Origin of the sequence: Dyella sp. AD56, from assembly GCF_002878475.1 — a bacterium.
In the GTDB taxonomy this organism is placed as follows: domain Bacteria; phylum Pseudomonadota; class Gammaproteobacteria; order Xanthomonadales; family Rhodanobacteraceae; genus Dyella.
The window spans coordinates 212081-232683 of sequence record NZ_NRDP01000005.1; the positions used below are offsets into that span (position 1 = coordinate 212081).

At 63.8% G+C, this 20603-nt stretch carries 23 protein-coding genes; 15 read left to right on the forward strand and 8 right to left on the reverse strand.

All coding sequences use genetic code 11. The annotated features are described in order from the left end of the window. Positions 1-7: 7 nt before the first annotated feature. The 4 genes from DyAD56_RS05450 to DyAD56_RS05460 all read right to left on the reverse strand — a co-directional run bounded on the left by DyAD56_RS05450 (position 8) and on the right by DyAD56_RS05460 (position 2142). Positions 8-661, reverse strand: coding sequence for an SCP2 sterol-binding domain-containing protein (locus DyAD56_RS05450; protein WP_102301722.1), 654 nt, complete (start codon positions 659-661; stop codon positions 8-10). A 329-nt stretch (positions 662-990) separates the two neighbouring features. Then, positions 991-1167 carry a hypothetical protein gene (locus tag DyAD56_RS23835; RefSeq protein WP_158241261.1) on the reverse strand — a complete coding sequence of 59 codons (177 nt, stop codon included), beginning with the start codon at positions 1165-1167 and terminating at the stop codon, positions 991-993. A gap of 243 nt (positions 1168-1410) precedes the next feature. Continuing rightward, a complete protein-coding gene (trmL, locus tag DyAD56_RS05455) occupies positions 1411-1878 on the reverse strand; it encodes a tRNA (uridine(34)/cytosine(34)/5-carboxymethylaminomethyluridine(34)-2'-O)-methyltransferase TrmL (RefSeq protein ID WP_102301723.1) in 468 nt (155 codons plus the stop codon). Positions 1879-1941: 63 nt separating this feature from the next. Next, a complete protein-coding gene (locus DyAD56_RS05460) occupies positions 1942-2142 on the reverse strand; it encodes a hypothetical protein (RefSeq protein WP_102301801.1) in 201 nt (66 codons plus the stop codon). 308 nt (positions 2143-2450) lie between these two features. Here DyAD56_RS05460 and DyAD56_RS05465 point away from each other — a divergent pair, with 308 nt between their 5' ends. From DyAD56_RS05465 to pssA, 7 genes are all read left to right on the forward strand, one after another. Further along, complete coding sequence (locus DyAD56_RS05465) at positions 2451-5333, forward strand: pitrilysin family protein (protein ID WP_102301724.1); 2883 nt, start codon at positions 2451-2453, stop codon at positions 5331-5333. A gap of 103 nt (positions 5334-5436) precedes the next feature. Further along, a complete protein-coding gene (locus DyAD56_RS05470; protein ID WP_102301725.1) occupies positions 5437-5862 on the forward strand; it encodes a DUF4156 domain-containing protein in 426 nt (141 codons plus the stop codon). Between the two features lie 197 nt (positions 5863-6059). Further along, positions 6060-6554, forward strand: a complete 495-nt coding sequence (locus tag DyAD56_RS05475) for a MarR family transcriptional regulator (RefSeq protein WP_102301726.1) — start codon at positions 6060-6062, stop codon at positions 6552-6554. Between the two features lie 3 nt (positions 6555-6557). Next, positions 6558-8699, forward strand: a complete 2142-nt coding sequence (locus DyAD56_RS05480) for an FUSC family protein (protein ID WP_102301727.1) — start codon at positions 6558-6560, stop codon at positions 8697-8699. Further along, on the forward strand, positions 8689-8889 hold the full coding sequence (locus DyAD56_RS05485; RefSeq protein WP_102301728.1) for a DUF1656 domain-containing protein: 201 nt from the start codon (positions 8689-8691) through the stop codon (positions 8887-8889). The genes DyAD56_RS05480 and DyAD56_RS05485 overlap by 11 nt, the downstream gene beginning before the upstream one ends. A 9-nt stretch (positions 8890-8898) precedes the next feature. Further along, a complete protein-coding gene (locus DyAD56_RS05490) occupies positions 8899-9927 on the forward strand; it encodes an HlyD family secretion protein (protein ID WP_102301729.1) in 1029 nt (342 codons plus the stop codon). A gap of 111 nt (positions 9928-10038) precedes the next feature. Beyond that, entirely contained in the window at positions 10039-11433 is a 1395-nt protein-coding gene (pssA, locus tag DyAD56_RS05495) for a CDP-diacylglycerol--serine O-phosphatidyltransferase (RefSeq protein WP_102301730.1), read from the forward strand. Here pssA and DyAD56_RS05500 read toward each other — a convergent pair. The 3 genes from DyAD56_RS05500 to DyAD56_RS05510 all read right to left on the reverse strand — a co-directional run bounded on the left by DyAD56_RS05500 (position 11414) and on the right by DyAD56_RS05510 (position 12958). Next, complete coding sequence (locus DyAD56_RS05500) at positions 11414-12037, reverse strand: YdcF family protein (RefSeq protein ID WP_102301731.1); 624 nt, start codon at positions 12035-12037, stop codon at positions 11414-11416. The genes pssA and DyAD56_RS05500 overlap by 20 nt on opposite strands. Positions 12038-12131: 94 nt before the next feature. Then, positions 12132-12728 (reverse strand): GNAT family N-acetyltransferase, encoded by a 597-nt coding sequence (locus DyAD56_RS05505; RefSeq protein ID WP_102301732.1) that lies wholly within the window; start codon positions 12726-12728, stop codon positions 12132-12134. A 23-nt stretch (positions 12729-12751) separates the two neighbouring features. Beyond that, entirely contained in the window at positions 12752-12958 is a 207-nt protein-coding gene (locus DyAD56_RS05510; protein WP_102301733.1) for a DUF465 domain-containing protein, read from the reverse strand. A 127-nt stretch (positions 12959-13085) separates the two neighbouring features. Between DyAD56_RS05510 and ttcA the strand changes: the two genes are divergently transcribed. From ttcA to DyAD56_RS05550, 8 genes are all read left to right on the forward strand, one after another. Further along, positions 13086-13973 carry a tRNA 2-thiocytidine(32) synthetase TtcA gene (gene ttcA / locus DyAD56_RS05515; protein ID WP_102301734.1) on the forward strand — a complete coding sequence of 296 codons (888 nt, stop codon included), beginning with the start codon at positions 13086-13088 and terminating at the stop codon, positions 13971-13973. Positions 13974-13977: 4 nt separating this feature from the next. Next, on the forward strand, positions 13978-15177 hold the full coding sequence (locus tag DyAD56_RS05520; protein ID WP_102301735.1) for an amino acid aminotransferase: 1200 nt from the start codon (positions 13978-13980) through the stop codon (positions 15175-15177). A gap of 70 nt (positions 15178-15247) precedes the next feature. Then, positions 15248-16165: a recombination-associated protein RdgC gene (locus DyAD56_RS05525; protein ID WP_102301736.1), complete on the forward strand. Its 918-nt coding sequence runs from the start codon at positions 15248-15250 to the stop codon at positions 16163-16165. 148 nt (positions 16166-16313) lie between these two features. Beyond that, the gene (locus DyAD56_RS05530) at positions 16314-17084 is read left to right on the forward strand and encodes a SprT family zinc-dependent metalloprotease (RefSeq protein WP_102301737.1); all 771 of its coding nucleotides are present in this window, start codon (positions 16314-16316) and stop codon (positions 17082-17084) included. Between the two features lie 121 nt (positions 17085-17205). Next, complete coding sequence (locus tag DyAD56_RS05535; protein ID WP_102301738.1) at positions 17206-17784, forward strand: isoprenylcysteine carboxylmethyltransferase family protein; 579 nt, start codon at positions 17206-17208, stop codon at positions 17782-17784. 144 nt (positions 17785-17928) lie between these two features. Beyond that, positions 17929-18603 carry a sigma-70 family RNA polymerase sigma factor gene (locus tag DyAD56_RS05540; RefSeq protein ID WP_102301739.1) on the forward strand — a complete coding sequence of 225 codons (675 nt, stop codon included), beginning with the start codon at positions 17929-17931 and terminating at the stop codon, positions 18601-18603. After that, complete coding sequence (locus DyAD56_RS05545; RefSeq protein WP_102301740.1) at positions 18600-18962, forward strand: hypothetical protein; 363 nt, start codon at positions 18600-18602, stop codon at positions 18960-18962. The genes DyAD56_RS05540 and DyAD56_RS05545 overlap by 4 nt, the downstream gene beginning before the upstream one ends. Next, entirely contained in the window at positions 18959-19525 is a 567-nt protein-coding gene (locus DyAD56_RS05550; RefSeq protein WP_102301741.1) for a hypothetical protein, read from the forward strand. Before DyAD56_RS05545 ends, DyAD56_RS05550 begins: the two co-directional genes overlap by 4 nt. 82 nt (positions 19526-19607) lie before the next feature. Here the strand turns inward: DyAD56_RS05550 and DyAD56_RS05555 are convergent, their stop codons facing one another. Continuing rightward, positions 19608-20603, reverse strand: a complete 996-nt coding sequence (locus DyAD56_RS05555) for an alpha/beta fold hydrolase (RefSeq protein ID WP_102301742.1) — start codon at positions 20601-20603, stop codon at positions 19608-19610.

Below are 20603 nucleotides of genomic sequence, written 5' to 3' on the forward strand. Positions count from 1 at the left end.
GGAATCCTCACGCGGCGGGCCCCTTCTTCAGGCGCTGCTCCAGTCGGGCCAGGCGTGCCTCGAGGCGATCGGCGCGCTCGCGCAGGTCGTCGACGCCATCGAGAAAGCCTTCCACCTCACCCGGTGCGGCAGCCACGCGTATTTCGTCGCGCAGCCAGTCGGCTGTATCGGTGGTGAGATGGCTGGCTGTTTCCTTGGCATGCGCCAGACCGTCGCGCACGGCCTTGGCCAGTGGCACACCGAGTACTTCGCCGAAAGTGCGAGCGAACGCCTCTTCAAAATCGGGTGCGAACTTGCTGGCGAGCTTTTCCAATCGACGCGCGAGGTCGGCGTCACCAGCGATTTCGACCTTGCCTGGGGCCACGCCTTCGTCGTCGCGCTTCACCAGCATGGCAAGCAGGCTGCCCGGTGTGGCGGCGACGCGCAGATGGTTGTCGTCCTGTGCCGGGCCGACTTTCAGGCGGTCGCCTTCTACCGTCACCGATAGCGCAAGCTCCGGGCCGCGCAAGTGCAGTTGCACGCTGCGGCCATCGAGCGCGGACAGCCGGGTCTTGGTTTCCGGATCGAGCGACAACGTGTGGTTGAGCGCGGTTTCCAGCGCGCGGCCGGCGAGAGCGCGCAGCGGGCGGGGGAGCAATGACTGGAGAGATGGGGCGGTCATCGGGGGATTGTAGCCGCTCGGGTTGTGGGGTCGATGTTGGGATGGAGATGGGTGTTTTTTGATTGGGCGGGGAACACGTGGATGTGCGTGTGGCTGTCGCGCGAGCTCTTTGGCTCCCTCTCCCCTTCGGGGAGAGGGTTGGGGTGAGGGGTCAATCTAGCCTCACCGTTTGTTTCGTCATCCCGGCGAACCCCAAAAAAGGGGGCAAGGGCCGGAGGCGCTTTTCAACAGCCGAATGGCTGGTCATCCAGTGACTTTGCGCTTGGTTGTCGCGTGGTCGCGACCTGGCTCGCCTGCGGCGGGCTTTCGACCTCCTACCGGAGGCCGAGTCACTTTTCTTTGCTTGCCCAAAGAAAAGTAACCCAAAGAAAGGGCACCCCCACTTGGCGCTGGCCGATGAAGCCGGCCAGTTCGTGAGGGGCGGCCGGGCTTTTCGCCGGGGCTTCCTGCCCCGGCGAAAAGGGATCGGCCTCCTTGCCGATCCCCCTGCGGGCCTTCTCGTCCACCCCTCACCGCCGCACAGGGGGCCCGGTAAATCAAAAGCGAAAGCGGACGGCTCGTGCAGCTGCGCTGCACATCGCATTGCGGCAGGTCGCGTTGCGCCTGCTTTAGGGTGTAGAGCGACGCAGTCAGCGCGCTTCACGCTCAACCTGCGCCTGGATGCATATGGATGCAGGCCAAACTAACGGTGGATATGAAGCGATGAGCCTGAATTGCTCACCACCTCTTTTATCCTTAAGGCCGTGGCGTCACTCCGCCGCGCCAACAAACCCCATCTGCCGCCACGCCTCATACACCGCAACCGCCACCGTATTGGACAAATTGAGGCTGCGACTGTCCGGCCGCATCGGCAGCCGCAAACGCTGCGCTTCCGGAATGGCGTCGAGTACCTCGCCGGGCAGGCCCGCAGTCTCGCAGCCGAACAACAAGGCATCGCCCTCGACGAAGCGGGCGTCGACATGGGCGACGCGACCGCGCGTGGAGAAGGCGAATACACGTGGCTGGCCGATGCTCTCGAGGCAGCTGGCGAGGTCGTCATGCACGGCCAGCTGCGCGTATTCGTGATAGTCCAGGCCTGCGCGGCGCAGGCGGGCATCGTCTAGCTCGAACCCCAGAGGCCGGATCAGGTGCAACGAGGCGCCTGTGTTGGCGCACAACCTGATCACGTTGCCGGTGTTGGGGGGTATTTCTGGTCGAAAGAGGATGACATGCAGCATCTGGCCATTATCGGGGTTCTTCCCTCGCCCGCGAAATGGCCGCGGAACGGCGAGCGTCCTTGCTCAGCCGTTGGTGATGCGCGGGCACACCACGCCATCAGGCGGCAGTGCGCAAGCGGTGGGGGCGATCAGTTGACCGGCGCTGCCGGCGGCGGCGAGGCGAATGGCCTGGGGCGAGGCGGTCACCATGGCACCCAGCACGAGTCCGCAAACCAGCAGGCAGGCAACGAAGAGGCTGCGCAGCATCAAGGCTTCGAATTTCATGATCATGTCTCCGATGAAAGTGGGGTAGGTCCTGCAAAGTAGGTATGGCAAGGTCCGTGCCAGGCCCCTGAAACTCATCAAGCGACTGTCTTTATTGAATATTTTTCTTGATCGTGTAGGACGTTTCGCTGTCCGCGGACAGCGACCGGGCGCGGCCGGACAGGGCGCGGACACCCCGTGGACGGCATTTTCGCCCTTGCAGCGAACGAAGCGCTTCCGCGGTTGTCCACCATGCCATTGGTCATTTGCCAAGGTTCCGGGGCGTGGCTAGCCTCGGTGCGTTCATCCGTTAAAACAGGAGTGTCGTGATGGCAAGAAAGCCCCTCGCCCTGCTCGTTGCAGGTGTCCTCAGCATGTCGGCCGGCTTGCCTGTGGTCGCGATGCCGCAGGCTGCCCCTGCAGAATCCCCCCAGGCCGTTCCGGATATCGCCTTCACGCGCTTTACCTTGCCCAATGGTTTGACCGTGGTGGTGCACGAGGACCACAAGGCTCCCGTCGTCGCGGTAAGCATCTGGTACCACGTGGGCTCTGCCGACGAGCCCAAGGGCAAGACCGGCTTTGCGCACTTGTTCGAGCACTTGATGTTCTCGGGCTCCGAGAACCACAAGGGCACGTACTTCCAGCCGTTCGAGCTGGCGGGCGCCACCGACATGAACGGCACCACCTGGTTCGATCGCACCAACTACTTCGAAACCGTGCCGACCACCGCGCTGGACATGGCGCTGTGGATGGAGTCGGACCGCATGGGCCACCTGCTGGGCGCCATCGGCCAGAAGGAGCTCGATACCCAGCGCGGCGTGGTGCAGAACGAAAAGCGCCAGGGTGAGAACCGCCCGTATGGGCGCGTGGACCAGAACATCCTGTCCAGTACGTATCCGGGCAACCATCCGTACCAGCACGACACCATCGGTTCGATGGAAGACCTCAACGCCGCCTCGCTGGGCGACGTGAAACAGTGGTTCCACGATTACTACGGCGCCGCCAACACCACGCTGGTGCTGGCCGGCGACATTACCGTCGCGGAGGCCAAGGCGAAGGCCGAGAAGTACTTCGGCGATATCCCGGCTGGCCCGCCGGTGCCGCGCCAGCAGGCCTGGATCACGCCGCTGGAGAAATCCACGCGTGGCATCCAGCACGACCATGTGGCACAGCCGCGCATTTACCGCACGTGGGTGGTGCCGCAGTTGGGCACCGACGACTCCATCCAGCTTGATCTCGCCTCCACGGTGCTTGGTGGTGGCAAGACCTCGCGCCTGTATCAGCGTCTGGTCTATCAGGACAAACTGGTCGATGACGTTTCTGCCGGCATTTCGCCGTTCGCGTTGGCCGGCCAGTTCCAGATTCAGGCCGACATCAAGGACGGCGTGGACCAGGCCAAGGTCGAAGCGGTCATCGCAGAAGAAGTGAAGAAATTCCTCGCCGAAGGCCCGACCGCCGACGAGCTCGAGCGCGCCAAGATCGGCAACCGCGCCGGCTTCGTGCGTGGTCTTGAAAAGGTGGGCGGTGGCGGTGGCAAGGCGGTGATCCTGGCCGAGGGCCAGGTCTATCGCGGCGATCCGGGCGCCTACAAGAAGGACCTGGAACGCGCCAACGCCGCTACGCCGGCCAGCGTCAAGGCTGCCGCCGACAAGTGGCTCAGCAAGGGCGACTATCTGCTCACCGTGCTGCCAGCCGGTGACGACTTCAACCCGGATACGGAAGACGCCAAGGTCGCCGCGCTGGCGCCGGAGGAAGGCCGCCCGGCGGCCAAGTTGCCAGCCAAGCACGAATACGCCGTCGCCAAGAGCCAGGTGGATCGCAGCAAGGGCGTGCCACAGGTGGCCCAGTTCCCGGACCTGAAGTTCCCCGAGCTTGAGCGCGGCAAACTCAAGAACGGCATCGAAGTGATTCTCGCGCAGCGTCACACCGTTCCGGTCACGCACGTGCAGCTGATGTTCGATGCCGGCTACGCGGCCGACCAGGGCCGCAAGCTCGGCACTGCCAGCTTCACCACCACGCTGATGAACGAGAGCACCAAGGATCTCGACTCGGTGGAAGTGGCCAAGCGCAAGCAGCGTCTGGGGGCGATCACCCGCATCGGTTGTGGCCTTGATGCATGCTCCGCTTCGCTCAATGCCTTGAACGATCAGTTGCAGCCGTCGCTGGCGTTGTTTGCCGACATCGTGCGCAATCCGGCCTTCAAGTCGGATGACATCGAGCGCATCCGTGGCCAATGGCTGGCCGGCATCGCGCAGGAGAAGACCCAGCCGACCGCGCTGGCGCTGCGTACGCTGCCGCCGCTGCTGTATGGCGCCCACCACGCTTACGGCATTCCGTTCACCGGCTCAGGTACGGAGGAAGCCATCAAGGCGATGCAGGCGTCGGATCTGTCCACGTTCCAGCGCGACTGGCTGCGTCCGGACAACGTCAAGATCCTGGTCGCCGGCGACACCACGCTGCAGCAGATCATCCCGCAGCTCGATGCTGCCTTCGGCGACTGGAAGGCGCCCGCTAGCGCCGTGCCGAAGAAGAACATTGCCACCGTGGCCATCCAGGCCAAGCCGCGCGTGTTCCTCATCGACAAGCCGGATGCGCCGCAGTCGCTGATCCTCGCCGGCCTGCTCGCGCCATCGAGCAAGGCGCCGAACGAACTGGCCATCGATGTCGCCAACGGCGCGTTTGGCGGCAGCTTCACCTCGCGTCTCAACATGAACCTGCGCGAAGACAAGCGCTGGGCCTATGGCGCCTTCAGCTTCATGCGCGATGCGATTGGTCAGCGTCCTTTCCTGATGTATGCGCCGGTGCAGACCGACAAGACGGCTGAGTCCGCGCATGAAGTGTCCAAGGAAGCCAACGAGGTCATCGCCGGCCGTCCGCTGACGCAGCAGGAAGTGGACAAGATCAAGGACTCCAATGTCCGCGGCCTGCCCGGCAGCTTCGAGACGGCCTCCGAAGTGCTCGGCGCGATGAGCGAGATCGTCCAGTACGACCATCCGGATGACTACGTGCAGACGCTCAAAGCCCGAACCGAAGCCGTAACCCAGCCGCAAGCTGAGGACGCGATCAAGGAGATCATCAAGCCCAACGCCCTGACATGGGTGATCGTGGGTGATCTCAAGAAGATCGAAGCCCCGGTGCGCGCGTTGAAGCTGGGTGATGTGCAGGTGATCGATGGTGACGGCAACCCCGTGTCGGCCAAGCCGTCGAAGTGATCGTGAGATTCTGTGGGGACCGGTTCACGTCCCCGAGTTAGGATGGAGGCCGGGCGGGGAACCGCCCGGCCTTTTCATGTTTCATGTCCCTGCGGAGCTATCCATGCGCAAGACCCTGCTGTTGCTCGTTCCCATCGCGCTGCTCGGCGCGTGCACCTATGGCATCACGCTGGACGATGCCGGGAAGAACGTCCGCACGGCTTGGAGCGGCGACGTGTCGTCCTGCCATGACCTGGGCAAAGTCACCGTGACCGTGATGGATCACGTGGGCCCGGTGAATCGCAACGACATCAAGGTGCGCGACGAGCTGGAAGTGATGGCGCGCAACGAAGCCGCGAAGATGCACGCCGACACCGTCAAGCCGCTGGCCGATCCGAAAGACGGCTCGCAGCCATGGGGCGCCTACCAATGCGGCAACGCTCAGCTGGCGCCGTCAGCACGCCCTGCTAACCCAGCCAACCCGAGCCCAGCCCCGTCGGGCACGACGGCACCGGGCGGGTTCGAGACGTATCCGGTCAAGGGCAACTGACCGGTCGCGTCGCGACGCCGACATCGTCGCCTCGGTTTTGCTGGGGCGACCGGCGGATTATTCGCCAGCACCACCTGAAAGGCGCCTTCGTGGCGCCTTTTTCACGTGCGCAGGTCGACGCTCTTGCATGCCCACCGGGGAGAGGCATAAAATTCACATATATATATTACATATATGTACTATTTGGGCGTCACGCCATGAGCAGCTTTCTCCCCACCGAACAGCGACTGGCGGTCACACGCCAACGTTATCCTGCGTTCCCGCGGGATGCTGCCGTGCTCATCCGGCTGATCAAGCACATCTTCAAGCGCGTACACGACGACGCGAACGCCATGCTGCGCCCCTACGGCATCAATCATCCCGAATACAACCTGCTGATGATGCTGTACGGGACCGAGGGTTACACCTTGCATCCCACGGAGTTGGCTGATGCGGCGGGCGAGAAGTCGGCCAACATCACCCGGCTGACCAATGAGCTGTGCGATAAAGGACTCATCGCGCGCCATGCCAGTGACGAAGATCGCCGCAAGGTGGCCCTCACGCTGACTAAGGACGGCGTGGCCTTGATCGAAAGTTTCCTGCCCGATGTCTGCGCTTTGCTGGTGCGGCAGGTTGGTGGCATGCAACCTCGTGAAATGGTGCAATTGGAGCGTCTGCTGAAGCGATTCCTGATACAGCTGGAGCAGGACTGAGCGATGTCGGCCGTACCTTCCGATCTTTCGATCCGACAACGCTGGCCGTGGCTGCGGGATTTTCTCGTCGGCGAGCGCCAAGGGTGGATCTTCGTCTTCAAGTGCATGCTGGCGTTCTACCTGGCCGCATGGCTGACGATGGTGTTTCAGCTGGAGCAGCCATCCACCACCATGATCACGGTATCGATCGTGATGCATCCGCAAAGCGGCATGGTGTTGGCCAAGAGCTTTTACCGCACGATCGGCACCTTTACTGGCAGCTTGTTTGCACTGCTGTTGATGACGGTGTTTCCGCAGCAGCGTGAATTGTTCCTGTTTAGTCTCTCGCTGTGGGTAGGCCTGTGCGCCGGCGGCGCGGTGCTGTATCGCAACTTCATGTCTTACGGTTTCGTGCTCGCGGGCTACACCGCGGTGATCGTGATACTGCCGGCCATCGACAACCCCTACGCGGTGTTCAATTCGGCCGTGATGCGCGTAAGCGAGGTGATGCTCGGCATCATCGTGGCGGGTCTGGTCAGCGACATGGTGTTGCCAGAGCGTCTGCGCCAGGTCCTGCGGCGCAGGGCGCGGGAGCATTACGGGCACTTCATCGATTTCGCACGCGGCAGCCTGGGCGGCGCCATTCCACGCGAGGACATGGAGCAGGCGCATCTTCACTTCGTGCGCGCCGCCGTGGAGATCGAAGACCTGCGTTCCACGGTGATCTTCGAAGACCCGGAAGCCCGTGCGCGCAGCAGTCGCATGCAGTTGCTCAACGTGCGCTACATGGCGGCGGCTACCAGCTTTCAGTCACTGCACCATCTGATCAACCGCTTGCAGCGAACCAACCATCCTCGAACAGCCGGTGCGCTGATCAAGCTCTATGCGCCTGTGGGCGAAGCGCTGTCGCCGCCTCCGGACGAGCAACACATGCCAAGGTTGATGGCCACGCGTCTGGAAGCCTGCGAACCCAAGCTGCCGGCACTGGCTGCTCAATTGCGCGAAGAGCTGCGGCAGGATCCGGACCTGTTGCTGGAGTTCGACAGCGGCGCCGCGCTGCTCTATCGCTTCGTCAGAGAGCTACGCGACTTCACGGCGCTGGAAGCCGCGCTGCGCGAGACGCAGGGTACGCTGGGCGGCACGGTGGAGCGAATCAGCTTTCGGCGCGCCAACGAGCTCGTCGCACCCGCTATCGCGGTGGTCCGCACGTTCCTCACCCTGGCTGCGCTCAGCACGTTCTGGCTTGTGACGAACTGGCCGTCTGGAACCACGGCGATGCTGCTGGCCACCGTGTTCAGTGGGCTGCTCGCGACATCGCCACGACCGATCGCGGCAACCGTCAATATGTGGATTGGCGTCGCACTGGGCATGCTGGCGGCCTTCATTGTGGTGCTATGGCTGTTGCCCGGCAGCGATGGTTTCCTGATGCTGATCCTCACCAGCGGACCCTTGCTGATGATCGGCCCGTACCTGACCACACGCAATGCAACATTGCCGGGCATCGGCTCGGGCTACATGTTGGGTTTCGCCACCATCCTGGCGTTGAAGAACCCCATGGTTTACGCGCCGGATCGCCTTTTCAATGACGCCATTGCTTCATTGTTTGGTCTGATCATGTGCGGCGTGGCATTCATGATCATTCCCGCCGTGATCGGTACGGAATGGCTTCGCAGGCGCCAGCTGCAACAACTGCGCCGCCAGGTAACGATCGCGGCCACCGCGCCACTCGAAGGCCTGGTGTATCGATTTGAAAGCGAGAATCGTGACCTGCTCCATCAGATCGTGCAGTACACCAAGCCCGGTAGCGACGAGTCGCGCTCCCAGCTGTCGTGGGCGTTGGCCGTGCATGACTCCGGCCGCGCAGTGATCGAGCTGCGCCAGGACATGCTGCACGCCGAGCTGCCGCCACCGATCATGGAAGTCATGCAACGAGCCGTGCAATCGCTGGCCCAGCTTTACGACGAGCCCGATAAGGCACGTTGGCAGGCCGCAGATCTCGACGTTGACCACGCCATTACATTGACCAGGCAGACACTGCCGCAGGCCCGCGCAAGCTGCCAGCCGGCGCTGGCGCATCTGCTGCAGTTGCGCACGGCACTGCGCGACGACGAGTCGGCGCTTGCCCCTTACATCGTCAAGGCACCGGAGACCGACCATGCCTCTTGAAATCGCCCTTGGCGACGCGCTGGTACCCGGCATGCTGCTGGTTTACCTGGGTTGTCTGCTGGTGCTGTGGGTGGTCGACACTATCGTCGGGCGCTACGGCCTTTATCGCTATGTCTGGCATCCGTCCCTGTTCCGTGTGGCCGTGTTCTTCGTGCTGTTTGGCGCGGCTGGCCTGTTGTTGTATCCCTGAGCCATCTCTATGACATTTCAGCCCCAAGCCCTGCTCCGATTTGCCATCACCGCGGTCGTCGTGATCGTGGCACTCGTGCTATGCCACCTCCTGTGGCGGCACTACATGTACTCGCCGTGGACGCGCGACGGCCGCGTACGGGCCGAAGTGGTGCGTATCGCGCCTGACGTCTCCGGTCTCGTCACGCGCGTGCCAGTGATCGACAACGCCGAAGTGAAGAAGGGCGACGTACTCTTCGAGATCGATCCGCAGCGTTATCAGATCGCGCTGGAGCAGGCCGAGGCGAACCTCAACTCCGCCAAGGCCGCGGCGCGCGCCGCCGGCGCCAACATCGATGCCGTGCTGGCCAGCGCCGCCGCGCGCAAGGCCGAGTACGACATGCGCCAGGAGCAGGCGCAGCGTCGCCAGGAATTGGCGGACGTGGTGCCCAAGGAAGAGCGCACTGATGCCAAGTCGGCTGCCGTCACCGCGCACGCTATCTGGGAGCAGGCACAGGCCAGCGGGCATCAAGCCAATGCATCGCGCGAGCAGGCCGAGGCCGCCGTGGTGCAGGCGCAGGTGGCCGTCGACCGCGCCAAGCTGGACCTGGAGCGCACCGAAGTGCGTGCCCCCGTGGATGGCTACGTGACCAACCTCGACGTGCGCGTGGGCGATTACGCCGCCACCGGCAGCCCGCGTCTCGCCCTGATCGACCGTCACAGCTACTACATCTATGGTTACTTCGAGGAAACCAAGCTGCCGCACCTGCGCATCGGTGATACGGTCGATATCCGCCTGATGAGCGGTGGCACGCGCCTCAAAGGCCGTATCGTAGGCGTTGCGCGCGGCATTACCGACCGCGACAACCCGACCGGCCGTGATCTGCTGGCGGATGTGAACCCCACCTTCAACTGGGTGCGACTGGCGCAGCGCGTGCCGGTACGCATCGAGATTGAAGAGGATAGTGTGCCCAAGGGCGTGATCCTGGCGGCAGGCATGACCGCCAGCATCGACGTGCAACCGAGTCGTGCGGCGGACAACGAACAAGCGCAGAAGTAACGCGAGGACCTTTGTAGGAGTGCCCTTGCGAGCGGCCCCTCGGCCGTCGCGCGAGGGCCATGTGCAAGCGCGTTCCTCCAATGAGGGGGAGGGTTGATACCATGGCGCCCCATGAATCGACCGTTATCCTCGCCACGCAGTCTTGCCCGCCGATTGCTGTCCCTGCGCCGGCGGCGTGGGCCCGACCTGTCCGCGCACGTGAATTTCGCCGTGCCGGCGGAGGCGATCACCACGCTTGCGGGGCCTGCGGCTTTCCGTGAAACGCTGCTTTCGCTCATTGCGGGGGCGCAACAGCGCATCGTGCTGGTGGCGCTGTATCTGCAGGACGACGAAGCCGGCCGGGAAGTGCTCGAAGCGCTGCACGCTGCGCGCGCGGCGCGACCCGGGCTTTCCATCGAGCTCTATGTCGACTGGCACCGCGCTCGTCGCGGCCTGATCGGCAAGGGCAACAGCGAAGGCAACGCCGCCATGTACCGGCAGTACGCCGAGCGTTTCGGCGAGGGTGTGGTAATCCGCGGCGTGCCGGTGCAAACGCGCGAACTGTTCGGCGTGTTGCACCTGAAAGGCTTCATCATCGACGACGCGGTGCTCTACAGCGGCGCCAGCCTCAACGACGTCTACCTCGCAAAGCATGGCCGTTACCGGCTGGATCGCTACCACCTGATCCGCCACCAGCCATTGGCGGACAGCATGGTCGCCTACGTGCACCAGCAGTTCGGCGACGGTGATGCCGTGCCGCGATTGGATCGCCGGCCGCAGCCGCGCTCGCGCGAGTTGCAAGAACCGATCCGCCGCCTGCGCCAGTCACTGCAAGAGGGGCAGTATGTCGGCGAGAGCGAAGTGCCCCGGCACGGTGACGTCATCGTGATTCCGCTCGCCGGCTTCGGGCGCGTGGACAATGTGCTCAACGAAACCCTGCTGGACCTGCTGCGTGGCGCGCAACGCCGCGTGATCCTGCTGACGCCGTACTTCAATCTGCCTCGCCCGGTGCGCACCGTGGTTGGCCAACTGCTGCGCCGTGGTTGTCAGCTAGACATCATGGTGGGCGACAAGACCGCCAACGATTTCTACATTCCGCCCGACCAGCCATTCAGTCGCATTGGCCTGCTGCCGTATCTGTACGAAGCCAATCTGCGTCGCTTCGCGCGCACGCATCAGCGCGCCATCGACAGCGGGCAGCTCAACCTGTGGCTATGGCGCGACGGCGATAACACCTATCACCTCAAGGGCCTATTCGTGGACGAGGAGATCGCCGTGCTTACCGGCAACAACCTCAATCCCCGCGCATGGGCGTTGGACCTGGAGAACGGCCTGCTGCTGCGCGACCAGTCGCGCCAGCTCGTCGCGCAGCACGAAGCGGAATGGCAGTCGCTGCGCAGTCACGCCACGCGCGTAGCGCACTATCACGATCTACCCGGCGCGCGTAGTTATCCGCCTGAAGTGCGCAAGCTGCTTCGTCGGTTGCGGCGCGTGCGGCTGGATAGCCTTATCGGCCGACTGCTCTGATAGGGGCAAGCGGGCGGCTCTGATCCAGTTGCAGCCAATAGGCGAGAAAGCCCGGTACTTCGCGATACACCGAATAGATATCCCGGCCAAACCAGCGACGCGGGTAGTCGCCGCCTGCATCGAGCACGCCCGCCTGGCGCAGCGCGAGCCGGGTACGCGGCAAATGGAAGAACTGAGAGACGGCCACCACGCTGCGCCCGTGATGTGCTGCGAGCCACGCTTGCGCATGCAGCGCCGACTCACGCGTGTTGTTTCCGTAGGGGTCTTCGACGATCGCTTGTGCTGGCACGCCGTGCTCCACCAACCACTGCTTCATGCCAGCGGCTTCGTTGCGGCCGTCGCGCGATTCAATGCCGCCGCTGACCATGATGGCGGAGCAACCGCCGCGGGCATACAGGGCTTGCGCGGCCTGCAGCCGGGCTTCCAGTCGTGGCATCGGGCGATTGGTGCGGGTTACGGTGTTGCCCAGCACCAGCGCCAGGTCGGCGTGCTTCGGCCGGGTCAGCAGGCCCATGACGGCGATGGTGGAGGCGCCGATCGTCCAGACTGCCATCGCCCAGCCGATGAGTCGCAGCCAGCGGATGCGCGAGCGTGTGCGAGCCATTCCATGGCACTCCTTGATGACGAAGGGCACAAGTTTGCGCTTAAGCGCAGCGGACTTTCTGGCTGGGAAAAGGCGGAACGCGGGCGGCGGGTGTTCAGCCTGCCAGCCGCTCCAGTCGCATAGTCAGCCAGCGCGCCACGTCCGGCCATTCACTGTCGATCACGCTGAAGCACACGGTATGGCGCAGCGTGCCGTCGGGACGGCGCTTGTGATTGCGCAGCATGCCTTCACGAACGGCGCCCAGGCGTTCGATGGCACGCTGCGAGTCGAGGTTGCGGTGGTCGGTGTGCAGTTCCACCGCAACGCAACCGAGTGCTTCAAAGGCATGCTGGAACAACAGCCGCTTGCAGGCAGTGTTGAGATGGCTTTTTTGCCAGCGCTTGGCGTACCAGGTGTAACCAATGGCGACGCGACGCGGATCGGCAACGAAATCGTAGAACCGCGTGGTGCCGACGATGTCGCCGCTGCTCTTTTCGCGCACCGCGAACGGCAGCATCAGGCCCGCTTTCTGCCCGTCGAGCGCCTTGGCGATATACGCCGCGGCCTCGCCCGGCGCCGGTGCGCTGGTGAACCATAGCTTCCATAGCTCGCCGTCCGCTGCGGCGGCCTCGAGGGCCGGAGCGTGTTCAGGCGTCAGGGGTTCAAGCGCGATAAAGGCGTCTTCCAGCAGGACAGGCGTCAGCGCGGACATCGGTGCTCCGGGAAAGAGGACGTTCAAGCGTCCAGGTCGGGGATCAGCTTGCTTTCCAGCCGCGCAATGTGATCCTTCAACAACAGCTTGCGCTTCTTCAGCCGGGTGACCTGCAGCTCGTCGCGGCTGAGCGTCGAGGCAAGGTGCTCGATGGCCACGTCGAGGTCGCGGTGTTCAACGCGTAACTCGGCCAGCAGATGGGCGATCTCGGCTTGGTCCTGGACCTGCATGATGGCGAAGGGCTTGGGAGGGAAACCCCAACAGTGTACCGCCGCCGGGGTGCGGATGCGCTGTTCAGCAAGGGCAGCCCGGCGATGAGCCCGCTACAATGGGAGGCCATCCCGCCTCGTCATCCCCATGTCCGCTCAGCCCGAAGCCATCCGCAAGCAGCACTACGAGGCCGCCAAGCTGGGCAAGCGTTTGCGTCATCAGGTGGGCCAGGCGGTTGCCGACTTCAATATGATCGAAGACGGCGACAAGATCATGGTGTGCCTGTCTGGTGGCAAGGATTCCTATACCTTGCTCGACATCCTGCTGTCGCTGCAGGCCAAGGCGCCGGTGCGCTTTGAGATCGTCGCGGTGAATCTGGACCAGAAGCAGCCGGGTTTTCCCGCACACGTGTTGCCTGAGTATCTGACCGCGCGTGGCGTGCCGTTCCACATCATCGAGCAGGACACCTACAGCACCGTCACCCGTGTCATTCCCGAGGGGAAGACCATGTGTAGCCTGTGCTCGCGCCTGCGGCGCGGCGCGTTGTATCACTGGGCTGCGGCGAATGGTGTCACCAAGATCGCGCTGGGCCACCACCGCGACGATATCCTCGGCACGTTCTTCCTGAACCTGTTCTACCAGGCGCAGCTCAAGGCCATGCCGCCCAAGCTGCGTTCGGATGACGGCCGCCACGTGGTGATCCGCCCGTTGGCCTACAGCAAGGAAAGCGATATCGCCGCCTACGCTGAGGCGTGCGCGTTTCCGATCATTCCGTGCAACCTCTGTGGCTCGCAGGAAAACCTGCAACGCAAGGCGGTTAAGCGCATGATGGAGGACTGGGAGCAGACCCAGCCCGGCCGCGCCGAGAATATTTTCCGCGCGCTGGGCAACGTGGCACCCTCCCAGCTCGCCGATCGCAACCTGTTCGACTTTGCGTCGCTTGGCGCACGCGAAGACTTCGCCCGCGCCGATGCGCATCAGTGGCTTGCCGGGTCGTCCGACGAGTCGTCACTCCAACAAAAAACAGTCGAGTAACGCCGTGTCCCTCTTTGCATCCGTTGAAATGACCCCGGGCGATCCGATCCTGGGACTCACCGAGGCCTATCTGGCCGACAGCCGTCCGGGCAAGGTCAACCTGGGCGTGGGCATCTATTACGACGAGCAGGGCCGCATCCCCCTGATGCGTGCCGTGCACGAGGTGGAGAAATCGCTGGCGCTGGAAGCCAAGCCGCGCGGCTATCTGCCCATCGATGGCATGCCGGCCTATAACAGCGCCACGCAGAAACTGGTCTTCGGCGAAGATTCGCCGCTGCTGGCCGCCGGCCGCGTGGCCACCTCGCAGACCATCGGCGGCAGCGGTGCGCTGCGCATTGGCGCCGACCTGCTAAAGAAGGTGCTGCCCAAGGCCAAGATCGCCATCAGCAACCCGAGCTGGGAAAACCATCGCGTGGTGTTCAGCGCGGCCGGCTTCGAGGTGGTGGAGTACGCCTATTACGACGCTGCTACGCACGGCCTGGACTTCGCTGGCATGCTGGCGGACCTGGGCAAGCTCGAGCCCGGCACCGTCGTGCTGCTGCACGCGTGCTGCCATAACCCGACCGGCGTAGACCTCACCGCCGAACAGTGGCAGCAGGTGGTGGACCTGGTGAAAGACCGCGGCCTGATGCCCTTCATCGACATGGCCTACCAGGGTTTTGACGAGGGCATCGACGCCGACGCCACCGCCGTGCGCCTGTTCGCCGCCTCGGGCATCGATGCGTTCGTGGTCGCCAACTCGTACTCCAAGTCGTTCTCGCTGTACGGCGAGCGCGTGGGTGCGCTGTCGGTGGTGGGCAAGGACCGCGAAGAGGCCCTGCGCGTGCAGTCGCTGGTCAAGCGCACCATCCGCTCCAACTACTCCAGCCCGGCCACCCACGGCGGCGCACTGGTCTCGGCCGTGCTCAACAGCAAAGAGCTGAAGGCCATGTGGGAACAGGAGCTGGGCGAGATGCGCGAACGCATCCACGGGATGCGCGCCGGCATGGTGGAGAAGCTCGCCGCCGCCGGTTCGCCGCAGTTTGGCTTCATCCAGCAGCAGGCGGGTATGTTCTCGTACTCAGGTCTCAGCAAGACCCAGGTCGATCGCCTGCGTGATGAATACGCCATCTACGCCATCGGCACCGGCCGCATCTGCGTCGCCGCGCTCAACCGCGTCAACCTGGATACCGTGGTGAACGCGGTGGCTGCCGTCAGCCGCTGATCGCCAGCCTTACCTTTATGCCAGTCATTCCGGTTTCGGCCGGAGTGACAGCAACCAGTACGGATACCGAATGTTCTTCCGCAATCTCACGATGTTTCGCTTTTCCTCCAACGTTTCCGATGACCTGAACCGCCTCGACGAGGTGCTGGGCGAACATCGCCTGCGCCCCTGTGGCCCTATGGAAATGGGTACCAAGGGCTTTGTGCCGCCGGTGGGCCGCGGTGAGGAAGCCGCGCTCACCCACGTCGTGAATGCCTGCACCATGGTCACGGTGGGCAGCGAGGACAAACTCCTGCCGGGTGTTGTCGTGAACGACGAACTTCACCGCCGCGTGCAGAAAATCGCCGAAGAAGAAGGCCGCAAGGTCGGCGGTCGCGAGCGCAAGCGCCTGAAGGAAGACGTGCTTAACGAACTGGTGCCGCGCGCCTTCATCCGCAGCTCGCGCCAGCGCGCCTATGTGGACAAGAAGAACGGCTGGTTGGTGCTGGATACGTCCAGTCGCAAGTCCGCTGAGAACACGCTCACCCAGATGCGCGAGGCGCTCGGTAGCTTCCCGGCCGTCCCGCTGGCGCCCGAAGAAGGCCCCCGCGTGCTCATGACCGACTGGCTGGCCAACGGCAACCTGCCGGCAGGCCTCGCGCTGGGTGACGAGGTGGAGCTGCGCGACGCTGCGTCGGCCACGGGAGCCATTGCCAAGTGCCGTCGCCAGGACCTGGATGGCGAGGAAGTGAAGGAGCACCTGCGTAACGGCAAACAGGTGTTCCAGCTCGGTCTCACCTTCGATGAGCGCATGAGCTTCGTGCTGGGCGAGGACCTGATCGTCCGCAAGCTCAAGTTCCTCGACGTGGTCGTCGACGAACTGGGCGACAGCCACCCTGACGCCGCCGCAGAGGCCGACGCCACCTTCGCCCTGCTCACCCTCGAGGTAGAGCGCCTGCTGGGCAAGCTGGAGGAATGGTTCGGCCTGCCGCGTCCCGCCGAGGCCTGAGCCCCGGGGCTTTGTTCAGCCTTCGCCGCCCTGACCGTATGGTCCGGGCGGTCACGGGCCCGTCTTGCGAAGCCTGCATGCTCCCCCCACATTCCCTTTGGGACACTAGTGGGCCTGGACGCCACTCGTAGTCGTAGCAGGGTGGAACATGACGCAGCATCTCGAAGGCGATTGGCTGGAACTGGCCACCGCAAGCGGTAGCACTATCCGTGTGCTCAAGGCGGCGCATCCGCGCGCGCGCCGTTTGCGCCTCACCGTCACGCCCAAGGGCGCGCGCGTGTCGTATCCGCACGGCACGCATCCGGCGCAGGTCAGTGCCTTCCTTCGTCATCACGCTGACTGGCTCGAGCGCAAGCTCGACGAGCTGCACCTCATCGTCAAACCGTTGCCACCGTTGCGCGTCGGTACGCCGACGGAATTTCCGCTCCGCGGTGAAACCGTGCAGCTCGATTGGGCGGAAGGCCCGTATCCAAAAGTCGAAGCAAGCGAAGGCACGCTCACCCTGGTCATTCCGCGCCCGCACACGCGCGCGCTACCGGTGGCGCGCGGTCTGCTTGCCTCGCACTTCGAATCGCAGATCCGTCGCGACGTGGCGCGCTGGCTGGCCAGCTACGTGCCGCAACTCGGCCTCGCGCCAACCGCGTTGCGCGTGCGGCCCATGAAAAGCCTGTGGGGCAGCCTCGACACGCGCGATCGCATCAACCTCGATCTCGCCTTGGCACTCGCGCCACCCAACGCGCTGAAGTACGTGCTCGCTCACGAGCTTTGCCACCTGAAAGTGCGTAGCCACGCACCACGCTTCTGGCAGCAGGTGGAAGGCTTGTTCCCCGACTGGCGCGAACAGCGCGACTGGCTGCGCCTCAACGGTGCCTGGTTGAAGACGGAGCTGGATCGGCTCATTGCCGACGTTGCTGACTGACGAATCAGTCAGCAACGCGTGTGACTCATCAGATGGTGCAGATGGACTGTGTGACGGCTGTCACTTGCCGTCGCCCTGCTTACGCCTGAGTCTTTGGCCATCCGTTCACGGGGAAATGGCCATGGAGTTGCCCATCGAAGGAATCATCAAGGCAGCCTGGGTGGTGTTCGGGCTCTACTGGCTGTGGGGATGGCGGCGCGTGAAGAGCGCCCAGCGCGGTGAGCGCGTGCTGCCTCGCATCCTCAAATACTGGTTGCCGTTAGCCGTCGCCGTGTGGTTGATTGGACCTGACCGCTGGTTCCATGGAACGTGGTTGGGTGAGCGCATGTATCCCGCGTGGCTCGGTACCGCATTGCTCGGCGCATTGCTCGCATGGGCTGGCGTGGCCTTTGCCTGCTGGGCGCGCTACGTACTGGGACGCAACTGGAGTTCGGTGGTGCAGGTGAAGCAGGACCACGAGTTAATTCAGCGTGGCCCCTATCGCTTCGTTCGCCATCCGATTTACACAGGGCTGTTGCTAGCCTTCTTCGGTACCGGGATGGCCATCGGTGAATGGCGCGGGCCCATCTGCGTGGCCATCGTCGGCGTGTCGTTCTGGTTCAAGCTTCGACTGGAAGAGCGCTGGATGCGCGACAACTTCGGCGCCGCTTACGAGCAATACATGCAGCGGACCAAGGCGCTGATTCCCGGCGTGCTGTAGCAGTGCTTCTGGCGGCCGAATGGCTCAAGGGCCATCGGCGCGTGAGCGCAAACCACGTGATGATGCGTGCGATCTGAGGCTCTGCGTTAACCCCATTTCGGCATTCCCGGCGATTATGGAAGTATCGCCAACGGAAAGGACGCCATGTCGGCCACCATCGTACTGTCCCAGGACTGGACGCAGGCTTGCGCGCATGCGCTGGCCCACTTGCAGGAGCAATGGGCGCAATCGCAGGACGGCCCCGCCACGGATGCATCGCCATGGAGCGACGGCGAGTGCATGCGCCGCTATCGCCAAGGCGATGCCCAGGCTTTCCGTACTCTCTATGCGCGCTATCGCGACAAGCTGCACCGCTACGCGTTGCGGCTGGCTGGTAGGGCCAGCGAGGCAGAGGAGATCTTCCAGGACGTCTGGATGGCTGTCGTACACGGCAAGGATCGCTACGAGCCGCAGGCATCGTTCGCGGCGTGGCTGTTTGGTATTGCGCATCGGCGTGCTGCGGATCGCTGGCGCGTACTTGGCCGGCATGCGCCGGACGCGATCGATGCATGTGGTGACGAGGAGGTGCTCGAGCAGCACGCCGCATCACCTCTACATGCACCGGATCGCCTGTTGCACAACGACGCCTTGGGGCACGCACTGATCGAAGCCGTTCAGGCGTTGCCGCTTCCGCAACGCGAGGCCTTCCTGATGAAAGCGGAAGGGGAACTCAGTTTGGAGGACATCGCTACGGCCACCGGCACCACGCGAGAGACGGTGAAAAGCCGTCTGCGCTATGCGCAGCAAAAGTTGCGTGATGCGTTGGAGCCTTGGCGATGAGCAACGATGGCATGGACGAATTGCTGTCGATCTATCGGTGCACAGCCCGGGAGGCGCCACCACCGCTTGTGGACGCACGCATTCTGCGCGCCGCCGACCGCGTCGCCACGATGCGCCGGATCGGTCATCGTGCCGTGTGGCCGTTGGCTGCAGCGGCGCTACTGCTGATCTGGGTCGTAGCAAGCGGCCCCCCGCACGCCGCAAATCTCCCCCTCACTGCGAATGCAGGGCTGGACGCCGGACGCACCCGTGCCGAGTTGCTGCGCATGGACGTTATGCCGCCGCCCAGCGATCTGGATCGCTTTCTGATGAGTACAACCCCAGTGAACTCCACGCCTGACACAAGGAACGCGCCATGAAGAAAAGCTTCACCTATATGCTGCTACTAAGTGGCCTGCTGGCGAGCGCCGCGCATGCGGCGGTCCCCAAAGGCTGGTTTGTCACCGGCTCAGCGGCCAGCGATTACGACATCGGTACGGAGAAGGGCGCGCGGGTATCGGGCAGCACCAGCGTCTATCTGCGAGCCAAGGAAGAAAACACGGGCTTCGGCAGCGTGATGCAGACCATCGATGCCACTGCCTACCACGGCAAGCGCGTACGCCTTTCCGGTTATCTACGCACCAAGGGCGCAGGCAAGGGGCAGCTGTGGATGCGCGTCGACGGTGCGGACCGCAAGAGCGCCGCCTTCGACAACATGGAGCTTCGCGCTCCGCAGGGTGATCACGATTGGCAACGGTACGACATCGTGCTGGACGTGCCGAACGACGCGCGCGACATCGCCTTTGGCGCACTGTTGCAGAACAAGGGCCAGGTCTGGGCCGACGGGCTGAAATTCGAGGTTGTAGGTAAGGACGTGCCGGTTACTGACGATGCGGCACACACCTTGCCGGATGCGCCGGTGAATCTCGGGTTTGCGGACTGAAGAGGGCGGGTGCCCGATAAGGCTGCGTGCCACCGCTTATGCGGCGGCGCGCATGTCGATCACTCGGCGACTGCGTTCTTCATCAGTGCGACAGCGCGAACTGCGTGATGATGCGCGCGGTCTCGTCAGGCTTCTCGACGTTGGGCATGTGGTTGCAGCCCGTGAGCATGCTGGTGCTGATGGCGCTGGCGTTCTTCAGGCCGTTGCGCAGGCTATCCAATGCGGAGATGTCGATGATCTTGTCATCATGGCACCACAGGCCGAGCACCGGCATCTGGAGCTGATCCAGACGGTTTTGCAGCGACAGGTACTGCGAGGGATCGCGCAGTTCGTTGAACGTGTGGTCGAGGAAGCTGCGGTCTTTCTTGTTACGTTCGATCAACACGTCCTGAAAGCGGCCAGGAATGCTCAACGGCTTGACGAAGGCCCAGGCGGTGGCCTTGGCGAACTGCTCGCGGTTGTCGAAGATGAACACGTTCTTGCCGGCCATGGCTTCGCGCGAGAACTCGTTCTCGTTGGCCTTCAGGCCGAACGAGTCGATGAGTGCGAGCTCGGCGACGTGCTCCGGATGTTCGGCAGCGTAGACGCCGGCGATCGCGCCACCCATGGAATGGCCGATAAGCACGAACTTGGGCAGGTGCAGCGTGTCGACAAAGCCCTGCAAGCGGGCGACCTGCGAGTCGACGTTGTAGCTGGCGCCATCGACGCGGGTGGATTCACCCCAGCCCGGCAGATCCGGTGCGATCACGTGGAAGTGGGGCGTGAGCTGTTCCATCTGCTTCAACCACACTTCCTTGCTGGCGGCGAAACCGTGCAGCAACAGCAGCGTGGGGCCCTCGCCGCCTTCGTAGTACGACCAGGTTGTGTCGCCCACTTGCACGGAGTGCTTGTCCACGTGCGCGGCCATGGCCTGGCGCTTGATGTCGGCGCTCATCAGCCATTGCGGCGCGAACAGGTAGGAGCCGCCCAGCACAACAGCCAGCACGATGGCGACGAAGCCAAGGAACTTGAGTCGGCGTAGGGCAAGGCGCTGCCACAGCGGACGAGAGGAGGTGGTGGTCGGAGTCTTGGTTGCCAT